The sequence below is a fragment of the Pseudomonas sp. GW821-FHT01E05 genome (assembly GCF_059422425.1).
In genome coordinates, this window is sequence record NZ_JBWKWW010000019.1 from 41,870 (window position 1) to 62,981 (window position 21,112).

Annotated in this window: 18 protein-coding genes; 3 read left to right on the top strand and 15 right to left on the bottom strand. The window is 60.1% G+C overall.

Annotation, left to right across the window (positions count from 1 at the left end):
* Positions 1-143: 143 nt before the first annotated feature.
* Together AC07W5_RS28415 and AC07W5_RS28420 are read left to right on the top strand one after the other, a co-directional pair.
* Positions 144-812 (top strand): HAD family hydrolase, encoded by a 669-nt coding sequence (locus AC07W5_RS28415; RefSeq protein WP_494994060.1) that lies wholly within the window; start codon positions 144-146, stop codon positions 810-812.
* 240 nt (positions 813-1,052) lie between these two features.
* Entirely contained in the window at positions 1,053-2,543 is a 1,491-nt protein-coding gene (locus tag AC07W5_RS28420) for an aldehyde dehydrogenase family protein (RefSeq protein WP_494994061.1), read from the top strand.
* Between the two features lie 40 nt (positions 2,544-2,583).
* Here the strand turns inward: AC07W5_RS28420 and qhpG are convergent, their stop codons facing one another.
* From qhpG to AC07W5_RS28485, 13 genes are all read right to left on the bottom strand, one after another.
* Complete coding sequence (gene qhpG, locus AC07W5_RS28425; RefSeq protein ID WP_495024755.1) at positions 2,584-3,900, bottom strand: flavin-dependent monooxygenase QhpG; 1,317 nt, start codon at positions 3,898-3,900, stop codon at positions 2,584-2,586.
* Positions 3,897-4,574 (bottom strand): subtilisin-like serine protease QhpE, encoded by a 678-nt coding sequence (gene qhpE, locus AC07W5_RS28430; RefSeq protein WP_495013058.1) that lies wholly within the window; start codon positions 4,572-4,574, stop codon positions 3,897-3,899. Before qhpE ends, qhpG begins: the two co-directional genes overlap by 4 nt.
* Positions 4,564-6,282 (bottom strand): ABC transporter ATP-binding protein, encoded by a 1,719-nt coding sequence (locus AC07W5_RS28435; protein ID WP_494994064.1) that lies wholly within the window; start codon positions 6,280-6,282, stop codon positions 4,564-4,566. The genes qhpE and AC07W5_RS28435 overlap by 11 nt, the downstream gene beginning before the upstream one ends.
* Positions 6,282-8,186, bottom strand: a complete 1,905-nt coding sequence (locus AC07W5_RS28440) for a sigma-54-dependent Fis family transcriptional regulator (protein ID WP_495013059.1) — start codon at positions 8,184-8,186, stop codon at positions 6,282-6,284. The genes AC07W5_RS28435 and AC07W5_RS28440 overlap by 1 nt, the downstream gene beginning before the upstream one ends.
* Before the next feature lie 239 nt (positions 8,187-8,425).
* The gene (locus AC07W5_RS28445; protein WP_495024764.1) at positions 8,426-9,451 is read right to left on the bottom strand and encodes a histone deacetylase family protein; all 1,026 of its coding nucleotides are present in this window, start codon (positions 9,449-9,451) and stop codon (positions 8,426-8,428) included.
* A gap of 10 nt (positions 9,452-9,461) precedes the next feature.
* The gene (locus AC07W5_RS28450; protein WP_495024756.1) at positions 9,462-10,691 is read right to left on the bottom strand and encodes a Zn-dependent hydrolase; all 1,230 of its coding nucleotides are present in this window, start codon (positions 10,689-10,691) and stop codon (positions 9,462-9,464) included.
* 137 nt (positions 10,692-10,828) lie between these two features.
* Positions 10,829-12,139, bottom strand: a complete 1,311-nt coding sequence (locus AC07W5_RS28455) for an OprD family porin (RefSeq protein WP_495024757.1) — start codon at positions 12,137-12,139, stop codon at positions 10,829-10,831.
* 45 nt (positions 12,140-12,184) lie between these two features.
* Entirely contained in the window at positions 12,185-12,820 is a 636-nt protein-coding gene (locus AC07W5_RS28460; protein WP_495013062.1) for an RraA family protein, read from the bottom strand.
* Positions 12,813-13,205 carry a RidA family protein gene (locus tag AC07W5_RS28465; RefSeq protein ID WP_495024758.1) on the bottom strand — a complete coding sequence of 131 codons (393 nt, stop codon included), beginning with the start codon at positions 13,203-13,205 and terminating at the stop codon, positions 12,813-12,815. Before AC07W5_RS28465 ends, AC07W5_RS28460 begins: the two co-directional genes overlap by 8 nt.
* 21 nt (positions 13,206-13,226) lie before the next feature.
* The gene (locus AC07W5_RS28470; RefSeq protein ID WP_495024759.1) at positions 13,227-14,600 is read right to left on the bottom strand and encodes an MFS transporter; all 1,374 of its coding nucleotides are present in this window, start codon (positions 14,598-14,600) and stop codon (positions 13,227-13,229) included.
* Between the two features lie 168 nt (positions 14,601-14,768).
* Entirely contained in the window at positions 14,769-15,698 is a 930-nt protein-coding gene (locus AC07W5_RS28475; RefSeq protein ID WP_494994072.1) for a 2-hydroxyacid dehydrogenase, read from the bottom strand.
* The gene (locus AC07W5_RS28480) at positions 15,695-16,450 is read right to left on the bottom strand and encodes a class II aldolase/adducin family protein (protein ID WP_495024760.1); all 756 of its coding nucleotides are present in this window, start codon (positions 16,448-16,450) and stop codon (positions 15,695-15,697) included. The genes AC07W5_RS28475 and AC07W5_RS28480 overlap by 4 nt, the downstream gene beginning before the upstream one ends.
* A complete protein-coding gene (locus AC07W5_RS28485; protein WP_495024761.1) occupies positions 16,447-17,748 on the bottom strand; it encodes an MFS transporter in 1,302 nt (433 codons plus the stop codon). Before AC07W5_RS28485 ends, AC07W5_RS28480 begins: the two co-directional genes overlap by 4 nt.
* Positions 17,749-17,901: 153 nt before the next feature.
* Here AC07W5_RS28485 and AC07W5_RS28490 point away from each other — a divergent pair, with 153 nt between their 5' ends.
* Positions 17,902-18,870 carry a LysR family transcriptional regulator gene (locus AC07W5_RS28490; protein ID WP_494994075.1) on the top strand — a complete coding sequence of 323 codons (969 nt, stop codon included), beginning with the start codon at positions 17,902-17,904 and terminating at the stop codon, positions 18,868-18,870.
* Between the two features lie 10 nt (positions 18,871-18,880).
* On the opposite strand, the gene mrdA is transcribed toward AC07W5_RS28490, so the two are convergent.
* Both mrdA and AC07W5_RS28500 read right to left on the bottom strand, forming a co-directional pair.
* A complete protein-coding gene (mrdA, locus tag AC07W5_RS28495; RefSeq protein WP_495024762.1) occupies positions 18,881-20,773 on the bottom strand; it encodes a penicillin-binding protein 2 in 1,893 nt (630 codons plus the stop codon).
* Positions 20,774-20,823: 50 nt separating this feature from the next.
* The coding region (locus AC07W5_RS28500; protein WP_495024763.1) for a hypothetical protein at positions 20,824-21,112 on the bottom strand (289 nt) is incomplete at its 5' end.

Genomic DNA, 21,112 nt, shown 5'->3' on the forward strand with positions numbered 1-21,112 from the left:
TAATTTCGCGACAACTGTTCCACTCTGAGACGAGCATAGGCGATAGATCCCATAGCAGCCGAACGCAGGCTTCGCCAGCTGCTACGATGACGGCTTAACCGCTTCAGCACCCGGCCCGGACGCGGCCTGACAGGAATCCAGCCATGCTCAACGCCCTGCTTTTCGACCTCGACGGTACCCTGACCGACACCGACAGACTCCACCTGCTGGCCCTGCAACAGCTGCTGCAGGAGGAGGATGGCCGGGCGTTCACGAAGGAAGAATTCGAAGCCCACGTCAGCGGTCAGGCCAACGCCAACATGTGCCGCTATCTGTTCCCCCAGCGCTCGGTGGCCGAACACCAAGCCTTTGCTGATCGCAAGGAAGCGCGGTTCCGTGAACTGTCACCGCAACTCACGCCCATGGCCGGGCTGGTGCGGCTGTTGGACTTTGCCAGGGAACAAGGCATCGGCGTCGCCGTGGTGACCAATGCCCCACGAGCCAATGCCGATCACATGCTTGAAGCCTTGGGTTTGCGAGAACGCTTTGAGACGGTGGTGGTCGCGGAAGAACTACCTCGGGCCAAACCTGACCCGCTGCCCTATCTCACCGGCCTTGAATGCCTGAACGCCAAAGCCCACGTCGCCATCGCCTTCGAGGACTCGATCCCCGGGCTGACGGCAGCGGTGAAGGCCGGCATCTTCACGGTCGGCCTGGTCACCAGTCAGAGCCGTGAAGCATTGCTGGCTGCCGGGGCGCATCTGGTGATTGATGACTTTACCGATGCGGCGCTGTGGGAAGTGATTGATCGGATGCTGAGTCGCCAGGCTTAGAGCGACGCGTGCCTCCAAGGGCTGTTAATGCCCTTGGGAGCGAAAAATCGGCGAAAAAACAATCGGAGACGTCTCAGTGCTGTCGCAAATTGCGACGAAGCACCTGCCCCAGCACGCTCGCCAAAATCCATAACTTGCTGAAAATCAGCCAGTTATTCGAACTTATCCACTTGGCACAGCCATTGCGAAAGACCTCGCCTCACTTCGAACCTTTATTTTCGAACAACAAGAGGTCACGCCATGCAGCTCCCTTCCCTGCTCCCTGCCACCACTGCTTTTATTCAACGCGCGCCACGCATGCTGATCGGCGCCGAATGGGTCGAGGCCGCTGACGGTCAGACCATGCCGTTGCACAACCCGGCCAGCGGCGAAATACTTTGCGTGGTGCCCCGTGCCACAGTGGACGATGTGGATCGCGCGGTGCTCGCGGCACGCCAGGCATTCGATGATTCTGCGTGGACTCGCACCCGGCCTCGGGAGCGGCAGAACCTGCTGTGGAAACTCGCCGATCTGATGCAGCGCGACGCCGAAGTACTGGCGCAGCTGGAATGCCTGAACAACGGCAAAAGTGCGGCGGTGGCACAGGTCATGGATGTACAGCTGTCCATCGACTTCCTGCGTTACATGGCCGGTTGGGCGACCAAGATCGAAGGTTCGAGCGTCGAAGTTTCATTGCCACTGATGCCGGATGATCAGTTTCACAGTTTCATCCGCCGTGAAGCAGTGGGTGTGGTCGGGGCCATCGTCGCCTGGAATTTCCCGCTGCTGCTGGCCTGCTGGAAACTCGGCCCGGCACTGGCGACCGGTTGCACCGTAGTGCTCAAACCGGCTGACGAAACACCGCTGACCGCGCTGAAACTGGCGGAGTTGGTGCTCGAAGCCGGCTACCCGACTGGCGTGTTCAACGTGGTGACCGGCACCGGCATTACCGCTGGCTCAGCCCTGACCCACAACCCGCTGGTGGACAAACTGACCTTCACCGGCTCCACCGCTGTAGGCAAAGAAATCGGCAAGATCGCCATGGATTCCATGACCCGCGTCACGCTGGAGTTAGGCGGTAAATCACCGACCATCGTCATGGCCGACGCCGATTTGAACAGCGCCGCAGCAGGCGCCGCCAGCGCAATATTCTTCAACCAGGGTCAGGTTTGCTGCGCCGGTTCCCGGCTGTATGTGCAGCGCAAACACTTTGACAATGTAGTGGCCGACATCGCCGATATCGCCAACGCCATGAAGCTCGGCAACGGGTTGGACCCTAGCGTGCAGATGGGTCCATTGATCTCGGCCCGCCAGCAGGAACGGGTTTATCGCTATATCGAAATGGGCCGTGAAAGTGGCGCGACCATCGCCTGTGGTGGCGAGCAGTTTGGACCGGGCTTTTTCGTCAAGCCGACAGTGATCGTCGACGTCGATCAGAAGCACTCGCTGGTGCAGGAGGAAATCTTCGGCCCGGTGCTGGTGGCGATTCCTTTCGACGACGAAGCCGATGCCCTGCGCATGGCCAACGACAGCCCCTACGGTTTGGGCGCGAGTATCTGGTCCAACGACCTGGCGGCGGTGCACCGGATGATTCCGCGGGTCAAGTCCGGTTCGGTGTGGGTCAATTGCCACAGCGCCCTGGACCCGGCGCTGCCGTTTGGTGGCTACAAAATGTCCGGTGTCGGGCGGGAAATGGGTTATGCGGCGATTGAGCATTACACCGAGTTGAAGTCGGTGCTGATCAAGCTGTGACACCCTCACCTGATCGTTCCCACGCGGAGCGTGGGAACGATCAAACAGCTTTTGTAGGAGCAGCCGGCCTATACCCCTGCCCCAACAACCATCCGCGAACCATCCTCCCCTGCTCCACCGTCAAATCCGCCAGCGCCTGTTCCGCTGGCCGGGTTTGCAGACGTCGCAGTAAAGGCGCCAGCTCAACGCCCTGCAGATGCCAGATCCCCAGCGGCTGATCCGCCGTCACCACCACCTCGGCCTCATCCACCAAACCCTCGCGCAACACCGGTGCACGCTGTATCCGTAGCGAGGCGAAGTCCGCCGGTTTGTGCGCCGGTTCGCTGTCCGGCCACTGGCGACGTGCCTGCCAGAACGGCTGCTCCTGCCAGCGCTGTTCATCGGCATAGAAGTCACGACCGATACGGGCAAAACGTAGAAACAGTTGCTCGACTCGTTGCTGATGAAACTGCTTTGCCAGGGCCGCGCGTTCAGGTGCACGGAGTAACGTGTTGATCACCACCGGCGCCTGCAACGCCGAAGACAAGGACTGAAAGATTCCGTTACCCGACAGCGGATCAACCGCCATCGCTGCATCACCGACCCGAATCCAGTTATCCCCGCAGACCTGCGGACAAAGGATCGCCGTGCTGCTGCGGGCATGCAGTTGCAGCTCGATTTCAGGTGCAGCGCCAAAAAAGTCGATCGCCAACGCCGATGCCTGGCGCCTGCCCCGACAGTAATCGAGCAACTGCGCCTTACCCGGCAACCCGGCGCTGGCCACGTCCACCGTCAGTTGCCAATAACATTGACCATCGGCCCGCCGCGCCATCCAGGCCCAACCGTCTTCAAGACTCTCGACCGCGCTTGCCGTGGTGCCCGGCGTACCTTGCCAGCGGTTGAGCAGGCTGACGGTTTCCGGCCCGCGCAGACCTTTACCCAACGCCGGAGCCTGGCGTCCTCGCGACTCAACCAGAAAATGCGCCGCTATATCTGCGCGCCCTTCGACTTCCACTCGATGGCCCGATACCTCTGAATGCACCGCCAGCACCCGCCCTTCGACCAACTCGACACCGGCCAGGCGCAAATCTTCGCGCAGGCCTCGATCAAAGCGCGGACGATCCAGCAGGAATTCGATATTTTGCGCGTGTTGCTGAGCGTTCCACGACACCTGACGCTGGGACGGCAGCGTCGCATCGTCCAATGCATGGGTAAAGCCCGCGCTACGCAGGGCGTCGAGAACCCGCACCGAAACGCCTTCCAGTGCCGCAAACCGGCGCCAGTCACTGACCAGCGTCACCGGATAGCCAAGCCGCCGCAAGCCCAAGGCCACCGCCGCCCCGGCTGGCCCGGCCCCGAGAATGAGGATCGCGCTCATGTCCAGACGCGCCGCTCAGGGCCGCGGTAACAGGCATTCTCGCGCAGCCATTCGATGATCTGTGGATTGCTTGCATCGTCATGTTCGGCCAGATAATTGGCGATATGCCCGCTCAATGCCCCACACCCCAGACTCGCACCGGATTGCCCCGGATGAGTGCCGCGAACACAGGCCGCGAAGTCCGCCTGCTGGCTGTTGAGCCACGACCATTGATGCTCGCCACAGCGTGCATCGCCGGTGACCCGCAACACCCCCGGATAACTCGCCGGAAACACTGCCGCGCCCTGCGCCGGGCAGGAAGCGCAGAGCAACACTCCACGCTCCTGCGCCAACCCGCAGGCTTCGCGCAGCAGGCTGCGATCCTGACGCAAACCCAGGCTCAAGTTGATCAACCGCACATCCTGCTCGACCAACCAATCAATGGCCGTGGCGATCTGCAACGCACTGGTCACCCCGCGCTGATCGAAAACCTGCGCAACGCAAAACAACGCCGACGGTGCACGCTGACAAATGGCATCGATCACTGCGCTGCCATGGCCGAGGGGATCATCATGCAAATCATCTTCAGCCAGCCCCTCATCCACCAGACAGAAACGCCGCCCGGCGACCACTCGCGTTCGCTGCGCCATTGAATGACCGCTATCGACAACGCCGATCCGCAGCTCAGGCTTCATGCAGCACCTTCGATGACTTGAGCACACCGTCCACCAATTCAAAACGCAGGTCGGCGTCCGCCAGGGTCGAGGGCCGATGACTGATCAGGATCCGCGTACGCCCGGCAAACAGCCGGTCGATGGCCTCGATCACCTCGCGCTCCGTGGCTTCGTCGACCGCCGAAGTGGCTTCATCGAGCACCAGAATCAACGGGGCTTGCAACAGCGCGCGGGCGATGGCGATCCGCTGTTTCTGACCGCCCGACAGCTGCTGGCCGCGCTCCCCCAACGGGCTGTCGAGGCCTTCGGGCAAGGATTCGATCAGGCTGTCGAGTTGCGCCAGACGCGCCACTTCGGTAATCGCTTCGCGGCTGGCCGAGGGCACGCTATAAGACAGGTTGTCCGCCAGGCTGCCGCGAAACAGTACGATGTCCTGACTGACCACGGCGATGCGCCGGCGCAACTCGAACAGGTCCAGCTCACGCAGGTCAACGCCATCGAGCAACACCTGGCCGGACTGTGGATCGTGGTGGCGTTGCAGTAGATCGATCAGTGTCGTCTTGCCAACACCGGAAGCGCCGCTCAACGCGACTTTCAAACCATAAGGGATTCGTGCTTCGATGCCGCACAAGGTCATCGGGCGCCCTGGATGGCTGTAATGCACCGCTTGAAAACACAGCTCACCCGAGCTCGGCATCGGCTGCGGATCGGCCGGGGTAACGACGCTCGGTTCTTCACCGCGCAACTCCATGACCCGGCCAAGGCTGACGGTCATGCGCTGGATGGCCACGTACAGCCCGAGCAGACTCTGCACCGGCCCCACCGCCATCCCCAGATAAGTGGAAAACGCGATCAGCGCACCGAGCTGCCACGTCCCCTGCACCACCCAGTAACCGCCAATCAAAAAAGCACAGGCGCGGGACAACGAGGTCAGGGTACCGGGGACCGACTGGGTGAAAAACTCAGTCACCTGCAGGCGCAGCAACTGACTCATGTAACCCTGCCCCAGCCTCTCCAGCCGACGCGCTTCGCGTTGTTGTTGACCGGCGCTCTGGATGAATTTCATCACCGGCAAAGTCTCGACCAGGAACGACGACATGTCTGCCGAGCGCTCACGCAGCTGTCGTACATCGCGCTCGACCTTGCGTCGCATCCAGCGCAACCAGAGCACGTCCAAAGGAATCAGCACCAACGCCAGCAGCGAGAGTTTCCAGGACAAGGTCAGCAACATCGCCACCGCGCAGACCAGCCCAATGACGCTGGAGACCGCGGAGAACAGCGAATCGACAGCGAAGCGCTGGATCTCCGCAACGTCGCCGTCGAGGCGCGACATCAGGTCGCCGATCCGCCGTTGCCCGTAAAAGCCTGGCGACAGTGTCTGCAAATGCCGATACAGGTCATCGCGCAGGGCGAATAGAATTCGTCCGGAAAGCCGCGTGTGCAGGTATCGATTGATCCCCGACAGCGCCGTGCCGAGCAACCCGGCAACGATCATCAATCCGGCAATCAGTACCAGCATGGGAAAGTTGCGCGCCAGCAGGCCATCGTCGATCAGCAACTTGGTCAACCACGGTTGCACCAGCACCAGCAACGAGGCGCACACCGACAACCCGAGCAGGCCGCCGATGGCCAGGCGATGGGGCCGGACGAAGCCATACAGCCACTTCAGCGCGGCTTGCAGCGCTTGTGGGTCCCGGCTATCGATCAGCCTGACAATCAAGCGCTGCATCAGTTGCGCAACTGTTTGAGTTTGCGATACAGCGTCGCGCGACTGATACCCAACGCGTCGGCGGCGGCCGACACGTTGCCTTGATGGCTGTCCAGCGATTGGCGGATCAGCTCCAGCTCGTTCTCGCGAATGCTGCCGGTCTGCGGCCGGTCACTGGTGTTGAGCTCATCGAGCATGCTGTCGGGCAGATGCTCCGGGCTCAACTCGATCTCGCCTTCTTCGCGCATGGCCAACGCGGTGCGCAGGACCATTTCCAGCTGGCGGATATTGCCTGGCCAGTGATAGCCGGCCAACAAGGCGTTCAAATCCTCGCGGAGCCTGATCGCAGGCGCGCCCAATTTTCCCAACAAGCTGTTTACCAAGGCGCTGAAGTCCTCACGCTCGCGCAGGGCCGGCAACATCACGCTGATGCCATTGACGCGGTAGAAAAGGTCCTCGCGAAAGTGCTTGTCCTCCACCAGACGCTTGAGGTCGCGGTGGGTGGCGCAGATCAGCGCCACATCGATGTCCTGCTCCTCGCCGGCGCCCAGCGGCGCGACTTTGCGATCCTGCAAGACCCGCAACAAACGGGCTTGCAACGACAGCGGCATGTCGCCGATTTCATCGAGAAACAGCGTGCCGCCGTGGGCCTGTTGCAGACGGCCGATCATCCCGCCGCGACGGGACCCGGTGAAGGCACCTTCACGATAGCCGAACAGTTCCGACTCGATCAGACCTTCCGGGATTGCCGCGCAGTTCACCGCGATAAAGGGTTTGTCGCAGCGGCTACCGGCCAGGTGCAATGCCCGTGCGATGACTTCTTTCCCGGTTCCGGTCTCGCCCAGCAGCAACACCGGCAACTGATTGGCCAAACCTTGACGGGCCATGCGCAAAGCACGGGCATAGCGAGTATTACTGCCTGCCAGGGCATCGAAATCCGGTTGAGTTTTTGCTGTTTTGCCGAGACTGCGCGCTGTGCTGGCGACGTTGATCGAGCGCTGTGGCGCACGCAGGGTTTTGTAGAAGAATTCGCCTTTGGCGGTTTGCAGGCTACCGATGCCGCCCTGCTGCAGACGCGCCAGCAGTTGCAAACCATCCACCCCGAGAAACTCCTCGCAGCGGCGCCCCACCAGGGCCGAACGCTCGGCGTTGAGCAACTGACAAGCCTGGGCGCTGACCGCCAGAATCTGCCCGCCAAGGCTCACCGCCAGCAGTCCTTGCCAGGGTGATTCGAGGTACTGTCGACGACTGTGAAAAGCCAGAACGATCTGCTCTGGATAGCTGGCGTTGAACACCCGGCTCTCAATCTGGCTGACCGCCATGGCCAGCAACGCGGTGCTGTCATGGACTCGCCCGAGCGGACCTTCACGGGTCAAATCGAGTACACCGAGGATGTCGCCCTGAGGACAATGAATCGGCACCGAGGTGCAGGAGAAGTCACTCAGGCGATCGAGGTAATGCTCGCCGCAATCGATAAGGGTCGGCCGGGCTTCCACCAGTGCGGTGCCGAGGGCATTGGTGCCGCGCACCGCTTCGCTCCAGCAGGCACCGAGGGTGATGTCTTGCAGCCCACTGCCCTTGAGGCGATCGGCGCGACCTTCGACGGCCAGAATGGTGGCCTCGGAATTGGCCAGAATGATCAGCCCTTCCTTGCCTTGGCGAGCGGCCAGGTAGTCGATCGCCGGCATTGCGGCATCGATCAACAGGCGATTGCTGGCCAGCAGCACCTCAAGGCTGGCGCTCGACTCCAGAGCCAGCTCATGATTGCCGTTGAAATGCACACCATGGCTGAGGCTGCGCCGCCATGACGCATCGATTTCGGCCCGCAACACCCCATCGGGGACTTCGCCTTCAAGATGAAGCTTCTCCCGAGCCAGTCGGGCTTCATGTTGCAGTTCACTGTTTATTGTTTTTATAAGAGTCATCAAGCGCTCCGGATCGGTCCGCCCAGTAAAACCTGCGCCTGGATACAGCAGCGCCTGATGCAATCTTTACGTTAACGTCAAGGCAATGGCAAGTGCCGTATGGCGATTGACTCCTTGTTAGCGTACTAAAGCATTCGCGGGCAAGCCTCGCTCCTACAGATTCGACGCAATCCCTGTAGGAGCGAGGCTTGCCCGCGATATAGGTAGCCCTGTCAGTCGATATCCATTCACCTGAACAATCAGAGGCTCCAAACCTGCGGTCCCTGAAAGAACGCCCGCGCATTATCCTCAAGACTCTCCAGGTGATACCCGCCCTCCTGCACAATCAAACACGGCAATCCAAGGCTGCGAATCCGCTCACCCAGCCTGGCGAAACCGTCGCGGGTCACCGCCACTTTGCTTTGCGGGTCCAGCTCATAAATATCAAAGCCCAAGGACAGCACCAACACATTCGCCCCGAAGTTCTTCACCGCCGCCAGTGCCAACTCCAGCTGACCCAAAAAATCCGCCTCGCTGGCACCGTGGGCCATTGGCAGGTTGAGGTTGAAGCCTTCCCCTGCCCCCCTTCCACGCTCGTCGGCAAAACCGGCAACCCCCGGATAGAAGTTGGTCGGATCGCCATGAACCGAGACATACAGCACGTCATCCCGGTCATAGAAAATCTCCTGAATGCCCTGACCGTGATGCATGTCGGTATCCAGCACCGCGACCCGCTCAAAACCGCCGCGCAGCATCTGGGCTGCAATCGCCGCGTTGTTCAGGTAGCAAAAACCACCCGCCGCTTCGGCCCGTGCATGGTGCCCCGGTGGCCGACACAACGCGTAGGCAGCCGGCTGGCCGTCGAGCAAGGCCTGGGCTGCGGCTATTGCGCTCTGCGCCGACCAATAGGCCGAACGCCAGGTCAGCTCACCCACCGGACAACTGCCGTCGGCCAGGTAACGCGCGGCCTGGGCGAGAATCCCGCGCAATGCATTGGGTTCGCGAACGAAGATGTTCGACATCACCTCATCGCCCCAGTCCTCCGGGATTTCCTTCCAGCGCTCATGGGCCTCCCGCAGGAATTCCAGATAGGCCGCACCATGCACCGCCAGCAACGGTTGCAAGCCAGCATCCGCAGGTTGCAGCACCTCGAAACCAAGAGAATGCGCCGCCCGGACCAAGCGTTGAGCCCGCTCCGGAACTTCCTGTGGCGTGCGCATCTGGCCGCGTGAGTAGTAGCTGCGTGGGTGGTGGAGCAATTGTTCGGGGTGGAAAAAACAGCGCATCATCTTCTCCTCATTCAGCCTTCCCGGCGCGAGCCAGCACGGCATTGAGCAATACATCGGTGCCCTGACGCACATCTTCGGGCAACACGTCTTCAGCTTCGTTATGACTCAAGCCGCCGACGCAGGGAATAAACACCATGGCCGTTGGGCAGAACCGCGCCAGGTGAATCGCATCATGGCCGGCGCCGCTGACAATCGATTGCTGAGCGTAGCCCAGACCGTCCACAGCCTGCTGCACCGCCGCCACACATTCGGCATCGAACGGCGTCGCCGGGCTGATCCAGTGTGGGGCGATGCTCACACGCAAACCACGATCTTCGGCGATGGCCTGCAAGCGTGCGCGGACCTGTTGCTCCATGGCCTCGATAGCTTCATCGCGGTGATGACGCAAGTCCACAGTGAAATTCACCAGCCCGGGAATGGTATTGCGCGAGGACTTGGCAATGCTCAGTTCACCGACGGTGGTCAGGCCTTCAGGGACGAAATCGGTAGCCAGTGCTTCCAGCGCCAGAATCATCTGTGCCGCGCCGTAGAGCGCATCCTCGCGCAGCGGCATGGGCGTGGTACCGGCGTGGGCGGCCATGCCTTCGACTCGAACATCGAGCCAGCGAATCGCCTGGCCGCCGCTAACCACACCGATGCTCTTGGCGTTGTCCTCAAGAATCGGGCCCTGTTCGATATGGGCTTCGAAATAAGCATCCACAGCGCCGCCCAACGGCCGTTCGCCGGCATACCCGGTGCGTTGCAAAGCCTCGGCAACGCTGATGCCATCGACGTCACGCACGGCCAACGCGGCATTCAGATCCATGATGCCGGTAAACACCGCCGAGCCGAACATCGCCGGGGTGAATCGCGCGCCTTCTTCGTTGGTCCACACCGCTACCTCCAGCGGCTTGCGGGTCTTGATCTGCAGATCATTCAGGCGTCGCACCACTTCCAGGCCGGCGAGCACACCATACACACCATCGAAACGCCCGCCTTCGGGCTGGGTGTCGAGGTGACTGCCCATCATCACCGGTGCGGCATCGGGGTCCGTCCCGGCGCGGCGGGCGAACAGATTGCCGATCGGGTCCACGCTCAAGGTCATCCCGGCCTCGCGGCACCACTGGGCAAACAATTCGCGTCCGGCCTTGTCTTCCTCGCTCAAGGCCAGACGACAGCTACCGCCGCGCGCCGTAGCGCCGATTTCGGCCATGGCCATCAAGCTTGTCCACAAACGTTCACCGTTGATTTTCAACATCAGTCATTTCTCCAAAAATAAGGGGGCGCTCAAGCGCCAGGAGCCTTTTGAAACAATCTTCCTCGAAGGCTGCGGCTTTGCTTGATCGCATGAACGGTCTATCGCTCCCGCGCAAAACGCGGAAGCGATCAGCACCCTCAGAACAGCGGCAGGCTGTAGCTCACCACCAGGCGATTCTGGTCCTGATCGCGAGAGGCTTCGCTGCGAGATGTACCATTGCGCCAGCCCATGGCCACGCCTTTGAGTGGACCGCTCTGGATCACATAATCAAGGCTGAAGTCTCGTTCCCACTCCTTTTGATCCGGACCGGCAGTTGTCTTGATACCCGTACCTGACAAATACATGGCCGAGGCTTTAAGCCCCGGCACGCCCAAGGCTGCGAAGTCGTAGGTGTATTGAGCGAAACCGGTGCGCTCCCCTGCACGGGTGAAGTTCTGGATGTAGCGGTCGGTCAGCAGGTACACGCTGGAACCCGAGGCGCCCTTGTCTGGCAAACCACCCTGATTGAGTTGAACGAAGTTGCTGTCCCTGGATACTTGCTGATAACCCGCCATCAGCGTTTGGGCACCAATACCCCAGGTGAAAGCCAGGCTCCAGGTATCGTTGTCGATCTTGCCGTTGCCATCCTTGGTGAAGCCGCTGGTCCGGAAGCCTTCGCTGCGCCCGGCGGCGGATGCGTTGGCCCCCTCGGCGGTGGTCTTGAAGTAGCGCAGGTCGGTTTTCAGCGAGCCAAAATCACCCAGCTTCAAGTCATGCACCAGACCGCCAAAATGCTGTTGGTAATAGTCCTCAAGGTTGGCGTAGTAATACTGCGCAAGCAGCGCGTCAGTGACTTTGTAATCGGCTCCGGCAAAATTGAACGCATTACTTTCCTGCGTCCCGCCCGCCACTGCCAAGCCGGTGCGGTCGCTGGAGCCACGACCGGTCGCGTGTTCGATATGGCCGCCAGTCAGGGTCAGATGCTCGAAGTCGTTGGAGACGATCTGCCCACCTTCGAAGGTCTGTGGCAACAGGCGACCATCGTTGGCCACCAGAATCGGCAGCTTGGGGGTCAAAGTGCCGTAGAGCACTTGCGTCCTGGCAAAGCGCATCTTCGCCGTCGCCCCCAGGCGTGCCCATTGCTCAGCGGCACCTTTGCCGTCGTCAGGGATCATCGAGCTGCCTACATGGCGGCCGTCACCACTATCGAGTCGAACACCCAGCAGTCCCAACGCATCAACCCCGAACCCCACAGTACCGTCGGTAAAGCCCGATTGATAATTGAGCATCAAGCCCTGGGCCCACTCTTCGGTTTTCGACGGAGCGGCGCTCCCGTCGCGATTGTCGTTGTTGTAATAGAAGTTGCGAAAGCCCAGCGTCGCTTTACTGTCTTTAACAAAGTCCGCCATGCTCAACGGACTGAAAAGTGCACTACCGATCATGACCAGTGCCAAGGGTTGTTTGTTCATTAAATAGAATTCCATAAAACCACGATTATCTTGGCGAGCAACTTTCTACTGTTGATGAGTTGTAACACTCAGTACTTGCGCCAGTGATTCACCGGCGCACAAGCGCTCCAGCAACTTCGGCTCGGCGCGATCCGAAGCCAGCGCTTGTTCGATAACTTGCGCCGCTGTTTGCAGATCGAGAAACAGCACTCCGTTATCGTCGGCCAACACCAGATCACCAGGGAGTACCTGTATTCCCGCGCAGTGAATCGGCTGATTGATCGGGCTATCGCCACGACCATGGAGCTTGGTGGTCAACAGGCTGGTACCACGGGCAAAAACCGGCAGCCCGGCCTCGCGCAGTTCCAGCAAGTCGGTTACCACGCCGTCCACCACAATCCCGACGGCGCCGGCACAGCGGGCCGCGCAACTGGTGACCGCACCGACCGGCGCATGCCGCAGGTCGCCGCCAGTATCGATGACCAGCACATCCCCGGGCTGCAACAGCGCCAGCGCCTGGTTCACCGCGATAGCGTCCGCGCCGCGCAGGCTCAGGGTCACCGCACGACCGACCAACTTGACCCCCGGCACCATGGCGCGCAGCCGTGAATCGGCAAAGCCGTCTTCAAGAAAGTGCCCTAGCGTGGGGAAACTCACTGCTTTGAGTTGCTCGATCAAAAGCTCTAGTTGCGCCTTATCCATGGTCCGGGGCTCCGTTGATCAGTTCGGCCACACAGTCAATTTCCAACGACACGCCCCACAGTGCGACACACACGGTGGTTCGCGCGGGCGGCGCATGGCCGAGCAACTCACGGTAAACCTCGTTGAAGGGCTCCAACTGTGCGGGGTCGGTCAGGTAGGCATTGACCTTGACCAGATGACTGAGGCTGGACCCGGCTTCAATCAGGATCGCCTCAAGGTTGCGCAAGGTCTGGCGCACCTGCTCGGCAAAACTTGCAGGCTGGTCGTCGAGCCCGGTCTGAGCCGGAATCTGTCCGGCGGTAAACACCAGATGACCGCTGACCACCGCTTGTGAATAAGGCCCCACCGGCCCAATGAACCCTGCTGCTGACTGGATTCTGCGCATGTTCTGTGAACTCCGTAGGGATCAGGCCGCAGCCGATTTCAGGGGGGTGGCAGCAGGCTGACCCTCGGCCGGGGCCGAGACTTCGCTGATGTCTTTCTTGAAGGTTTCGGTCAACAGCAACAGCGCCAGCAACGAGATCAACGCCGCGCCGATCATGTACCAGGCCACGGAAGAGCCTTTGCCGGTGGCCGCGAGCAATGCGGTGGTGACAATCGGAGTCGCCGCGCTACCCAGCAGACCGGACAACATGTAGCTGATGGACAACCCCGAATAGCGAACGCGAGTGCCGAACAGCTCGGCGAGGAAGGTCGCAATCGGCCCGTAGTTGGCGGCGAAAGCGGTCATCAACAACAGGTAGCCGAAGATCACCATCGGCAGTTCTTTGGTGTCCATCAACCAGAACATCGGGAACGCCACCAAGGCTTCAGCAACGATCCCGGCCACGATAATCGGCTTGCGACCGTAGCGATCCGACAACGCCCCGAATACTGGCAGCATGACGATGCAATACGCGCAGGACAGCAGCACCACACCGAGCATCACGCTGCGGCTGAAACCGAGGTTCTGCGTGCCATAGGTCAGGCCGAAAGCGACGATGATGTTGAAGGACGCGCCGGTCGACATGGTGGCGATACCGCCCAGCACCACTTGCTTCCAGTATTTACGAAAGACTTCTGCGACCGGCATTTTGACCTGAACCTCAGCCTCCTTGACCTTGTTGAAGGCGGGCGTTTCGGCAATGTTCAGGCGGATATACAACCCCACGGCGATCAACAACACACTACCCAGAAACGGAATCCGCCAGCCCCAGGCAAGCAAGTCCTCAGGCGACAACCAGGCAGCAATTACCAGGAACGCCAGATTGGCAATCATGGTCCCGGCCGGAACCCCGATCTGTACCCACGAACCATATAAACCGCGCTTGTTGGCCGGCGCATGCTCCACCGCCATCAACACCGCGCCGCCCCATTCCCCACCGAGGGCCAGGCCCTGAATCACCCGCAACAGCAGCAACAGAATGGGCGCCCACATACCGATAGCCGCGTAATTGGGTAACAGACCGATAGCGAAGGTCGCTGCGCCCATGGTCAACAGCGAAATCAGCAGCATCGACTTGCGTCCAAGCCGGTCGCCGAAATGCCCGAACAGTGCCGCACCCACAATCCGCGCCAGGTAAGCCGAAGCAAAGGTGCCAAAGGCCAGCAAGGTGCCGATCAGCGGAACGAAGTCCGGGAAGAACACTTTGTTGAACACCAATGCCGAAGCGGTGGCAAACACAAACAAGTCATACCATTCCACCGTGGTGCCGATCACACTGGCGACTGCCACTTTTTTCATACTAATTTCAACTTCGGGTGGTGCGGGGCACTTTTCTACAGACGATATTTCGCTCATAACTGTCTCCAGAGAGCTCTTCAAGAACTCGATGTTTAATTGTTATAACTGGCAGTAAAACGTTTAAAGCGAGGATTATTTTTATAGCCGGCTCGTCAGAACGAACCGGTTCACAAGGCATATTTTATAGTTAACAAACTTGCAACTTCGCTCCGTTGAGGAAGTTACTCAATAACCCAAGGTCATATCCACGCTGTTCAACAACGGCTCACCGGCATTCAGGCGTCGAACATTTTCCGCCACTTGCTCGGCAATACAGTCATGGGACGCCGCCGACGCCATATGCGGGGTGATCGTCACCCCGGGCATGCTCCAAAGTTTGTGTTCTAGCGGTAACGGTTCACGTTCGAATACATCAAGTAATGCGCCACGCAACTGACCGCTTGCCAGCGCCTGTTCGAGATCATCGATCCGCAGATGAGCGCCCCGTCCACAGTTGACCAGCGCTGCGCCGGGGGCGAGCCGGGCAAACGTCGTACTGCCGAGAATGCCGCGGGTTTCAGGGGTCAGCGGCAGCAAGTTGATCAACAATTCCACGCCATCGAGAAAAGGCTCGAAGCCTTCAGTCCCGGCGAATGCCTGCACACCCGGCAAGCTCTTGGCGCCACGGGCCCAGCCCCGCACCGTATAGCCGGCTGCAGCCAGATCGCTGGCGATGGCACTACCCAGCGAGCCAAGGCCCATGACACCCACCCTGAATTGCTTGGCTGAACGTTGCAGCGGGCGTTGCCATGTTTTTTCGCGCTGTTGTTGCAGTACCTGGTCGAAGCCGCGGTGATAGTGAATCACCGCCCAGCGCACGTACTCGGTCATCCCTTGGCGATGACCAGGGTCGACCACTCGGCACACCGGTAAATCTGGACACGACGGGTCATGCTCAAGATGATCGACACCCGCAGCCACGGAGTGGATGACTTGAAGATTGCTCAACGCCCCCAGACTGCCGGGCAATGGAAACCAGCACGCCGCCACCTGCGCCGCTGCGGCCGCCGGATCATCCATCAGCACCGCGTTGATTTGCGGTGCAGAACGGGCGAAAGCGGCTTGCAGTTGCTCGAGCAAGAGGCTGTCGCGTGACAGCAGGACGACCGTGTTCATGAGCAGTAAGACTCGCGCTGGGATTCAATCAGGGTCAGGGCGGCCTCCCAGGCCAGATCGATGATGTTGTCGGACTCATCCCGATCGAACTGCTCGGCGGTGTGCGCGCAGACCTCCGGGGAAGGGAAATGCAGCGCCGAACCACCGGTCAGGGCCTGGACCTGCGCCTGGCAGGCACGCTCCAGGAAATGAATCTCCTGGAAGGCCTGAGCCACGCTGGCGCCGCCGACCAACAGCCCGTGATTGCGCAGGATCATCGCCCTGTGCGGCCCCAGATCGGCAATCAACCGCTCGCGTTCGTCCAGCGACAAAGCGATGCCTTCATAGGTGTGATAGGCCAGCTTGCCGTAGAACTTCAGCGCATGCTGGCTGATCGGCAACAGCCCCTGCTGCTGGGCCGCGACCGCCATGCCGGCTGCGGTGTGGGTATGGATCACGCAGTTCAAATCCGGGCGCGCCATATGAATCGCCGAATGGATGACAAAACCCGCCGCATTGACCCGATGATCGCCATAGGCCGGGTCGACAATCCGGCCCTGCTGGTCGATACGTACCAGATCCGAGGCGCGCATCCGGTCGAAAATCACTCCGTAGCGATTGATCAGGAAGTGATGTTCAGGCCCCGGGATGCGCAAGGTGATATGGGTATCGATCAGGTCGGTCATGCGAAAGTGCGCGACCATCCGGTACAGCGCCGCCAGTTCGCAACGGGCCTGCCATTCAACCGGGCTAATGTGTTCAGGTTTGCTCACGAATACACCTCTTTAGGAGCGTGGGAGACGACCGGGTTGGCCCGCAACCGGGCCAGGCCGCAAACGCCGATCAAGGACACGGCCGACAGCAGCGTGAAGAACACCGCCAGCGGTAACCATTGTCCGGAAAACTTGCTCGCCAGCAGCGTACCGATCAGCGGCGTGGTGCCGCCGGCCAGAGCGCAGCTCAACTGGTATGCGATAGAAATGCCCGAGTAGCGCAGGTGCACCGGGAAGGCCTGGGACATGTAACCGGCGATGACCGCGTACAAGGCCGAGAGGATGACGACCGCCAAAGCGATGCCGATGATCATCAGCAAAATGTTTTGCGTGCCTACCAACAGGAACATCGGGTACGGCGTGACCAAGCACAGCAAGGCAACCAGTTTGAGAAAGCGGCCTTCACCGATACGCTCGGCCAACAGTGCGGAGAGTGGTTGGGACAGTAGCTGGATGATGGTCACCAGAAACAGGCAGTCGAGAATCGTCGAGCGAGCGATGCCTTGATACTGGGTGACGTAGGTAATCATGAAGGTGTTGGTGAAGAAGAACCCGGCCGACCCGATGGTCACCGCCGCTGCGGCAAACAGGATCTGCCGCCAGCAGCTGCGGATAACTTCCATCACCGGGTATTTGGCGGTCTCGTTGTTGTCCCGCACTGCGGCGAACTCCGGCGACTCGTGGACTCCGGAACGGATCATCAAACCGACCATCATCAGCACGCCGCTGGCGAGAAATGGCATACGCCAGCCCCACTCGAGAAAGTCCTGCTGATCAAGGGATGTGACCAGACGAAAAGCGATCAATGCCAACAGCAAACCTGCCGGACTGCCGAGCTGAGCGAAGGATGCGTAGAACGTCTTGCGGTTGGCCGGTGCATGTTCACAGGCCATCAGCACCGCCCCGCCCCATTCGCCGCCGACCGAAATGCCCTGAATCAACCGCAGCGCAATCAGGCTGATCGGTGCCCAGATTCCGGCACTGGCGTAGCCGGGCAACAGGCCGATGCCGGTGGTGGCCAGGCCCATGAGTGCCATGGTCACCAGGAGCATTTTCTTGCGCCCGAGACGGTCACCCAAATGGCCGAACACCATGCCGGCCATAGGGCGGGCAATGAAGCCAACCGCAAAACTGCCGAATGCTGCGAGGGTGCTCATCACCGGATCGCTGCTGGGGAAAAATACTTGCCCGAGCACCAACGCTGCCGCCGTCGCATAGATATAAAAATCGTAGAACTCGATGGTGGTGCCAATAAAGGCTGCCACCGCCGCTCGTCGCGGCTGAGGGGTGGTATGCATGCAAGGACCCTGTGTATTTATTGTTGGGCAGGTACTGAAGGCTGAATCCGGTTGCACTCTCTGGCGCTTGTGAGCTTTATCGCCGCCGGGCTAGGATTAGTCAATTTTCATATTCTTATCTTTACTATTAGCCATGCTACTACTGAGAAAATCATGCCCTCACCTACCTCCACCTCCAACCCATGGGTCGGCCGACGCTTTCTCAATGATCGCCTCGACTGGAACCTCTTGCGCACCTACCTGGTAATCGGTCAGGAAGGCAGCATGAGCCGCGCCGCTGCGCGCTTGCACATCACCCAGTCAGCGGTGAGTCAGGCGCTCAAACGTCTCGAAGAACAGCTTGAATGTGTGTTGATTGCACGTAGCGGAAGGCGCTTCGACCTGACTGAAACCGGGGAAGAAGTGCTGCGCATTGCTGCGGATATTTACGGAGATATTTCGCGGCTAGGGACAGTAGTGGAGAGTCGGCATGACGACCTGGTGGGCAAGATTCGCCTGCTCACCGTCAGCGGTGTCCAGTCGGCGCACTACGATGAGTTTCTGGCGGACTTCCATGTCACCCATCCGAACGTCGAGCTGGAAGTCGAAGTGATGGGCAGCTCGAACATCATCAGTTCGCTGCTGCAAAAGACCGCGACCGTGGGCGTAGGATTGTGCCGACTGGCACAGCCACGGCTGGAACAGCGGGTGCTATTTCGCGAGCGTTATGCGTACTTTTGCGGGCAACGCCATCGGCTGTTCGGGCAGGAGAATCTGACACTGGAGCAGATTGCTGCCGAGAACTTCGTCAGCTTCACCAGCGACCAGTTGGGCGGCAATCTTTCACCCCTGACGCTGTTTCGCGACCAGCAAGGGTTTACCGGCAAGATCGTCGCATCCTCCACCAGTTTCGAAGAGATTCATCGCCTGATCTGCGCAGGGTTCGGCATCGGTTGTTTGCCCATTCATCTGGTGCGCCGAGATGTCGAGCAGGGTCTGCTCTGGCGCCTCCCCCCTGAGGACGGGGTGGTAGACTTCGATATCCAGCTTCTGTGGAATCGCGAGCAGCGAATGAGTCAGGCCGAGAGCGTGTTTCTGGAGAGCTTCCAGCACATGCTCAGCATTCGTGAGCAGGTGCTGTGAAGGTTTAGCCTCAGACGTGGGGATCGCCCGGGGCTTTGCTCGGGGCGGCGTACTGCGGCTTCAGATGCCCGTCCTGATCCAGCAGCCAGGCATCCATGATCTGCCGCACCACCGGACCTGCGACGCGCCCCCCGGCCTCACCGTTTTCGATCATCACCGAGATGACGATCTTCGGATGTTCCGCTGGGGCGAAGCCGACGAACAAGGCGTTGTCGCGATTGCGCTCCTGAGTTTTCAGACGGTTGTAACGCTCGCCCTGCTTGATCGCGACCACTTGAGCCGTACCGCTCTTGCCCGCAATCCGGTATTGCACCCCGATCGCCGCCGCGCGGGCAATACCGCGTGGATCGTGCATGACCATCTGCATGCCGTGGTTGACCTGTTCCCAATCCCGCGGATCTTTAAGCTGAATGTTTGGCATCGGGTGCTCATCCACCGGCGCCACACCGTCCACAGTCTTGGCCAGGTGCGGACGATTCCACACGCCTTTGTTGGCAATCAACGCAGTAGCCTGCGCCAGTTGCAGCGGCGTCACCTGCATATAGCCCTGACCGATGCCGAGAATCACCGTTTCGCCGGGGAACCACGGCTGGCGACGGGTGGCGCGCTTCCACGCCTGAGACGGCATCAAACCGGCCGACTCTTCGAACATATCCAGCGAGACCTTCTCGCCGAGACCGAACATGGTCATGTAATCGTGCAGTCGGTCGATGCCGAGCTTGTGTGCCAGGTCGTAAAAATAGGTGTCGTTGGAGCGCATGATCGCCGCGTCCATATCGACCCAACCATCGCCGCTGTGGTTCCAGTTACGGTATTTGTGATCGAAGTCTGGCAACTGGTAATAGCCCGGGTCGAAGACCCGGGTCTGGGCCGTGACCACGCCAGCGTCCAGCCCGGCAATTGCCACTTCTGGCTTGATCGTCGAACCGGGCGCATACAGGCCACGTAACACCCGGTTGAACAGCGGTCGGTCGATGGAATCGTGCAGAGCGGCGTATTCCTTGAAGCTGATGCCGGTGACAAACAGATTCGGATCAAAGCTCGGCTTGCTGACCATGGCCAGCACCTCACCAGTCGATGGATCGAGAGCAACTACCGACCCGCGTCGATCACCCAGGGCCTCCTCGGCCGCTTCCTGGAGCTTGACGTCGAGACTGAGCACGATGCTTTTGCCCGGAATCGGGTCGGTGTGCTTAAGTACCCGTAGCACGCGGCCCTGAGCATTGGTTTCGACTTCTTCATAGCCGACATGACCGTGCAGCTCGGACTCGTAAAAGCGTTCGATGCCAGTCTTGCCTATCGATTGGGTACCGCGGTACTCCACCGAGTCCAGGGCCTTGGATTCTTTCTCGTTGATCCGCCCGACATAGCCGATCGAATGGGCGAAATGCGCGCCCAACGGGTAGTGACGAACGAACTGCGGCTCTACCTCGATGCCGGGCAGACGGAATTGGTTCACCGCCAGCACGGCGATCTGCTCCTCGGTCAGCTCATAAAACAGAGTGACGGGAACAAAGGGATGACGCGCTTGCTTCATCTCTTTGTCGAACAGAGCCCGCTCTTCAGCCGGCAAGTGCAGCAGACTGACAATCGAGTCCAGCTCGCCTTTCAAGTCGGCCGCACGCTCGCGGGTGATGGTCAAATTGAAGCTGGGCTGGTTATCTGCCAGTAGTACGCCATTGCGGTCGTAAATCAGGCCTCTGGTGGGCGTGATCGGCAGTACATGCACCCGGTTGTTTTCAGAGATCGTCGAGTGATAGTCAAATTCGACCACCTGCAGGAAATACATACGTGCGACCAACGCGCAGGAGATAGCGACGACAAACAGCGCACAGGACAGTAGCCTTTTATTAACCAGGCGCGTTTCTTTTTCGTGATCTTTGATCGGTATCGGTTCGGGCATTTCTACAGCAGCTCTTTGAATGGGTTAAACGACGCTCCCTGCGCGTGAAATCAGTCCTTTTGAAAAACGAGCTGCACCATACCAAAAAGTCCCGAGTCACTTGCGGGTGATTTCCCTGAACGGCTGTCCTTGGCGGCCAATGCGACGGTTGGAGTCCTGCTTTTACTTACGCACACTGTGTGAATTCGTGCGCTCTGACGGCCACTGCCTGAAGAGATCACTGGACGCCCGAGTGCGCGCCATGGCGTCTTCGAAATCGCCGTCGCGAGCCAGCCCGCGCCGACAAATCGCGCGCAAAACAAAACCCCTACCTGCAGACGCAGATAGGGGTTTCGGAAG

What these genes read in the sequence shown, in the direction of transcription:
- AC07W5_RS28415 (WP_494994060.1), top strand. Translation starts at nt 144, where the DNA reads ATGCTCAACGCCCTGCTTTTCGACCTCGACGGTACCCTGACCGACACC.
- AC07W5_RS28420 (WP_494994061.1), top strand. Translation starts at nt 1,053, where the DNA reads ATGCAGCTCCCTTCCCTGCTCCCTGCCACCACTGCTTTTATTCAACGC.
- qhpG (WP_495024755.1), bottom strand. Translation starts at nt 3,900, where the DNA reads ATGAGCGCGATCCTCATTCTCGGGGCCGGGCCAGCCGGGGCGGCGGTG.
- qhpE (WP_495013058.1), bottom strand. Translation starts at nt 4,574, where the DNA reads ATGAAGCCTGAGCTGCGGATCGGCGTTGTCGATAGCGGTCATTCAATG.
- AC07W5_RS28435 (WP_494994064.1), bottom strand. Translation starts at nt 6,282, where the DNA reads ATGCAGCGCTTGATTGTCAGGCTGATCGATAGCCGGGACCCACAAGCG.
- AC07W5_RS28440 (WP_495013059.1), bottom strand. Translation starts at nt 8,186, where the DNA reads ATGACTCTTATAAAAACAATAAACAGTGAACTGCAACATGAAGCCCGA.
- AC07W5_RS28445 (WP_495024764.1), bottom strand. Translation starts at nt 9,451, where the DNA reads ATGCGCTGTTTTTTCCACCCCGAACAATTGCTCCACCACCCACGCAGC.
- AC07W5_RS28450 (WP_495024756.1), bottom strand. Translation starts at nt 10,691, where the DNA reads ATGTTGAAAATCAACGGTGAACGTTTGTGGACAAGCTTGATGGCCATG.
- AC07W5_RS28455 (WP_495024757.1), bottom strand. Translation starts at nt 12,139, where the DNA reads ATGAACAAACAACCCTTGGCACTGGTCATGATCGGTAGTGCACTTTTC.
- AC07W5_RS28460 (WP_495013062.1), bottom strand. Translation starts at nt 12,820, where the DNA reads ATGGATAAGGCGCAACTAGAGCTTTTGATCGAGCAACTCAAAGCAGTG.
- AC07W5_RS28465 (WP_495024758.1), bottom strand. Translation starts at nt 13,205, where the DNA reads ATGCGCAGAATCCAGTCAGCAGCAGGGTTCATTGGGCCGGTGGGGCCT.
- AC07W5_RS28470 (WP_495024759.1), bottom strand. Translation starts at nt 14,600, where the DNA reads ATGAGCGAAATATCGTCTGTAGAAAAGTGCCCCGCACCACCCGAAGTT.
- AC07W5_RS28475 (WP_494994072.1), bottom strand. Translation starts at nt 15,698, where the DNA reads ATGAACACGGTCGTCCTGCTGTCACGCGACAGCCTCTTGCTCGAGCAA.
- AC07W5_RS28485 (WP_495024761.1), bottom strand. Translation starts at nt 17,748, where the DNA reads ATGCATACCACCCCTCAGCCGCGACGAGCGGCGGTGGCAGCCTTTATT.
- AC07W5_RS28490 (WP_494994075.1), top strand. Translation starts at nt 17,902, where the DNA reads ATGCCCTCACCTACCTCCACCTCCAACCCATGGGTCGGCCGACGCTTT.
- mrdA (WP_495024762.1), bottom strand. Translation starts at nt 20,773, where the DNA reads ATGCCCGAACCGATACCGATCAAAGATCACGAAAAAGAAACGCGCCTG.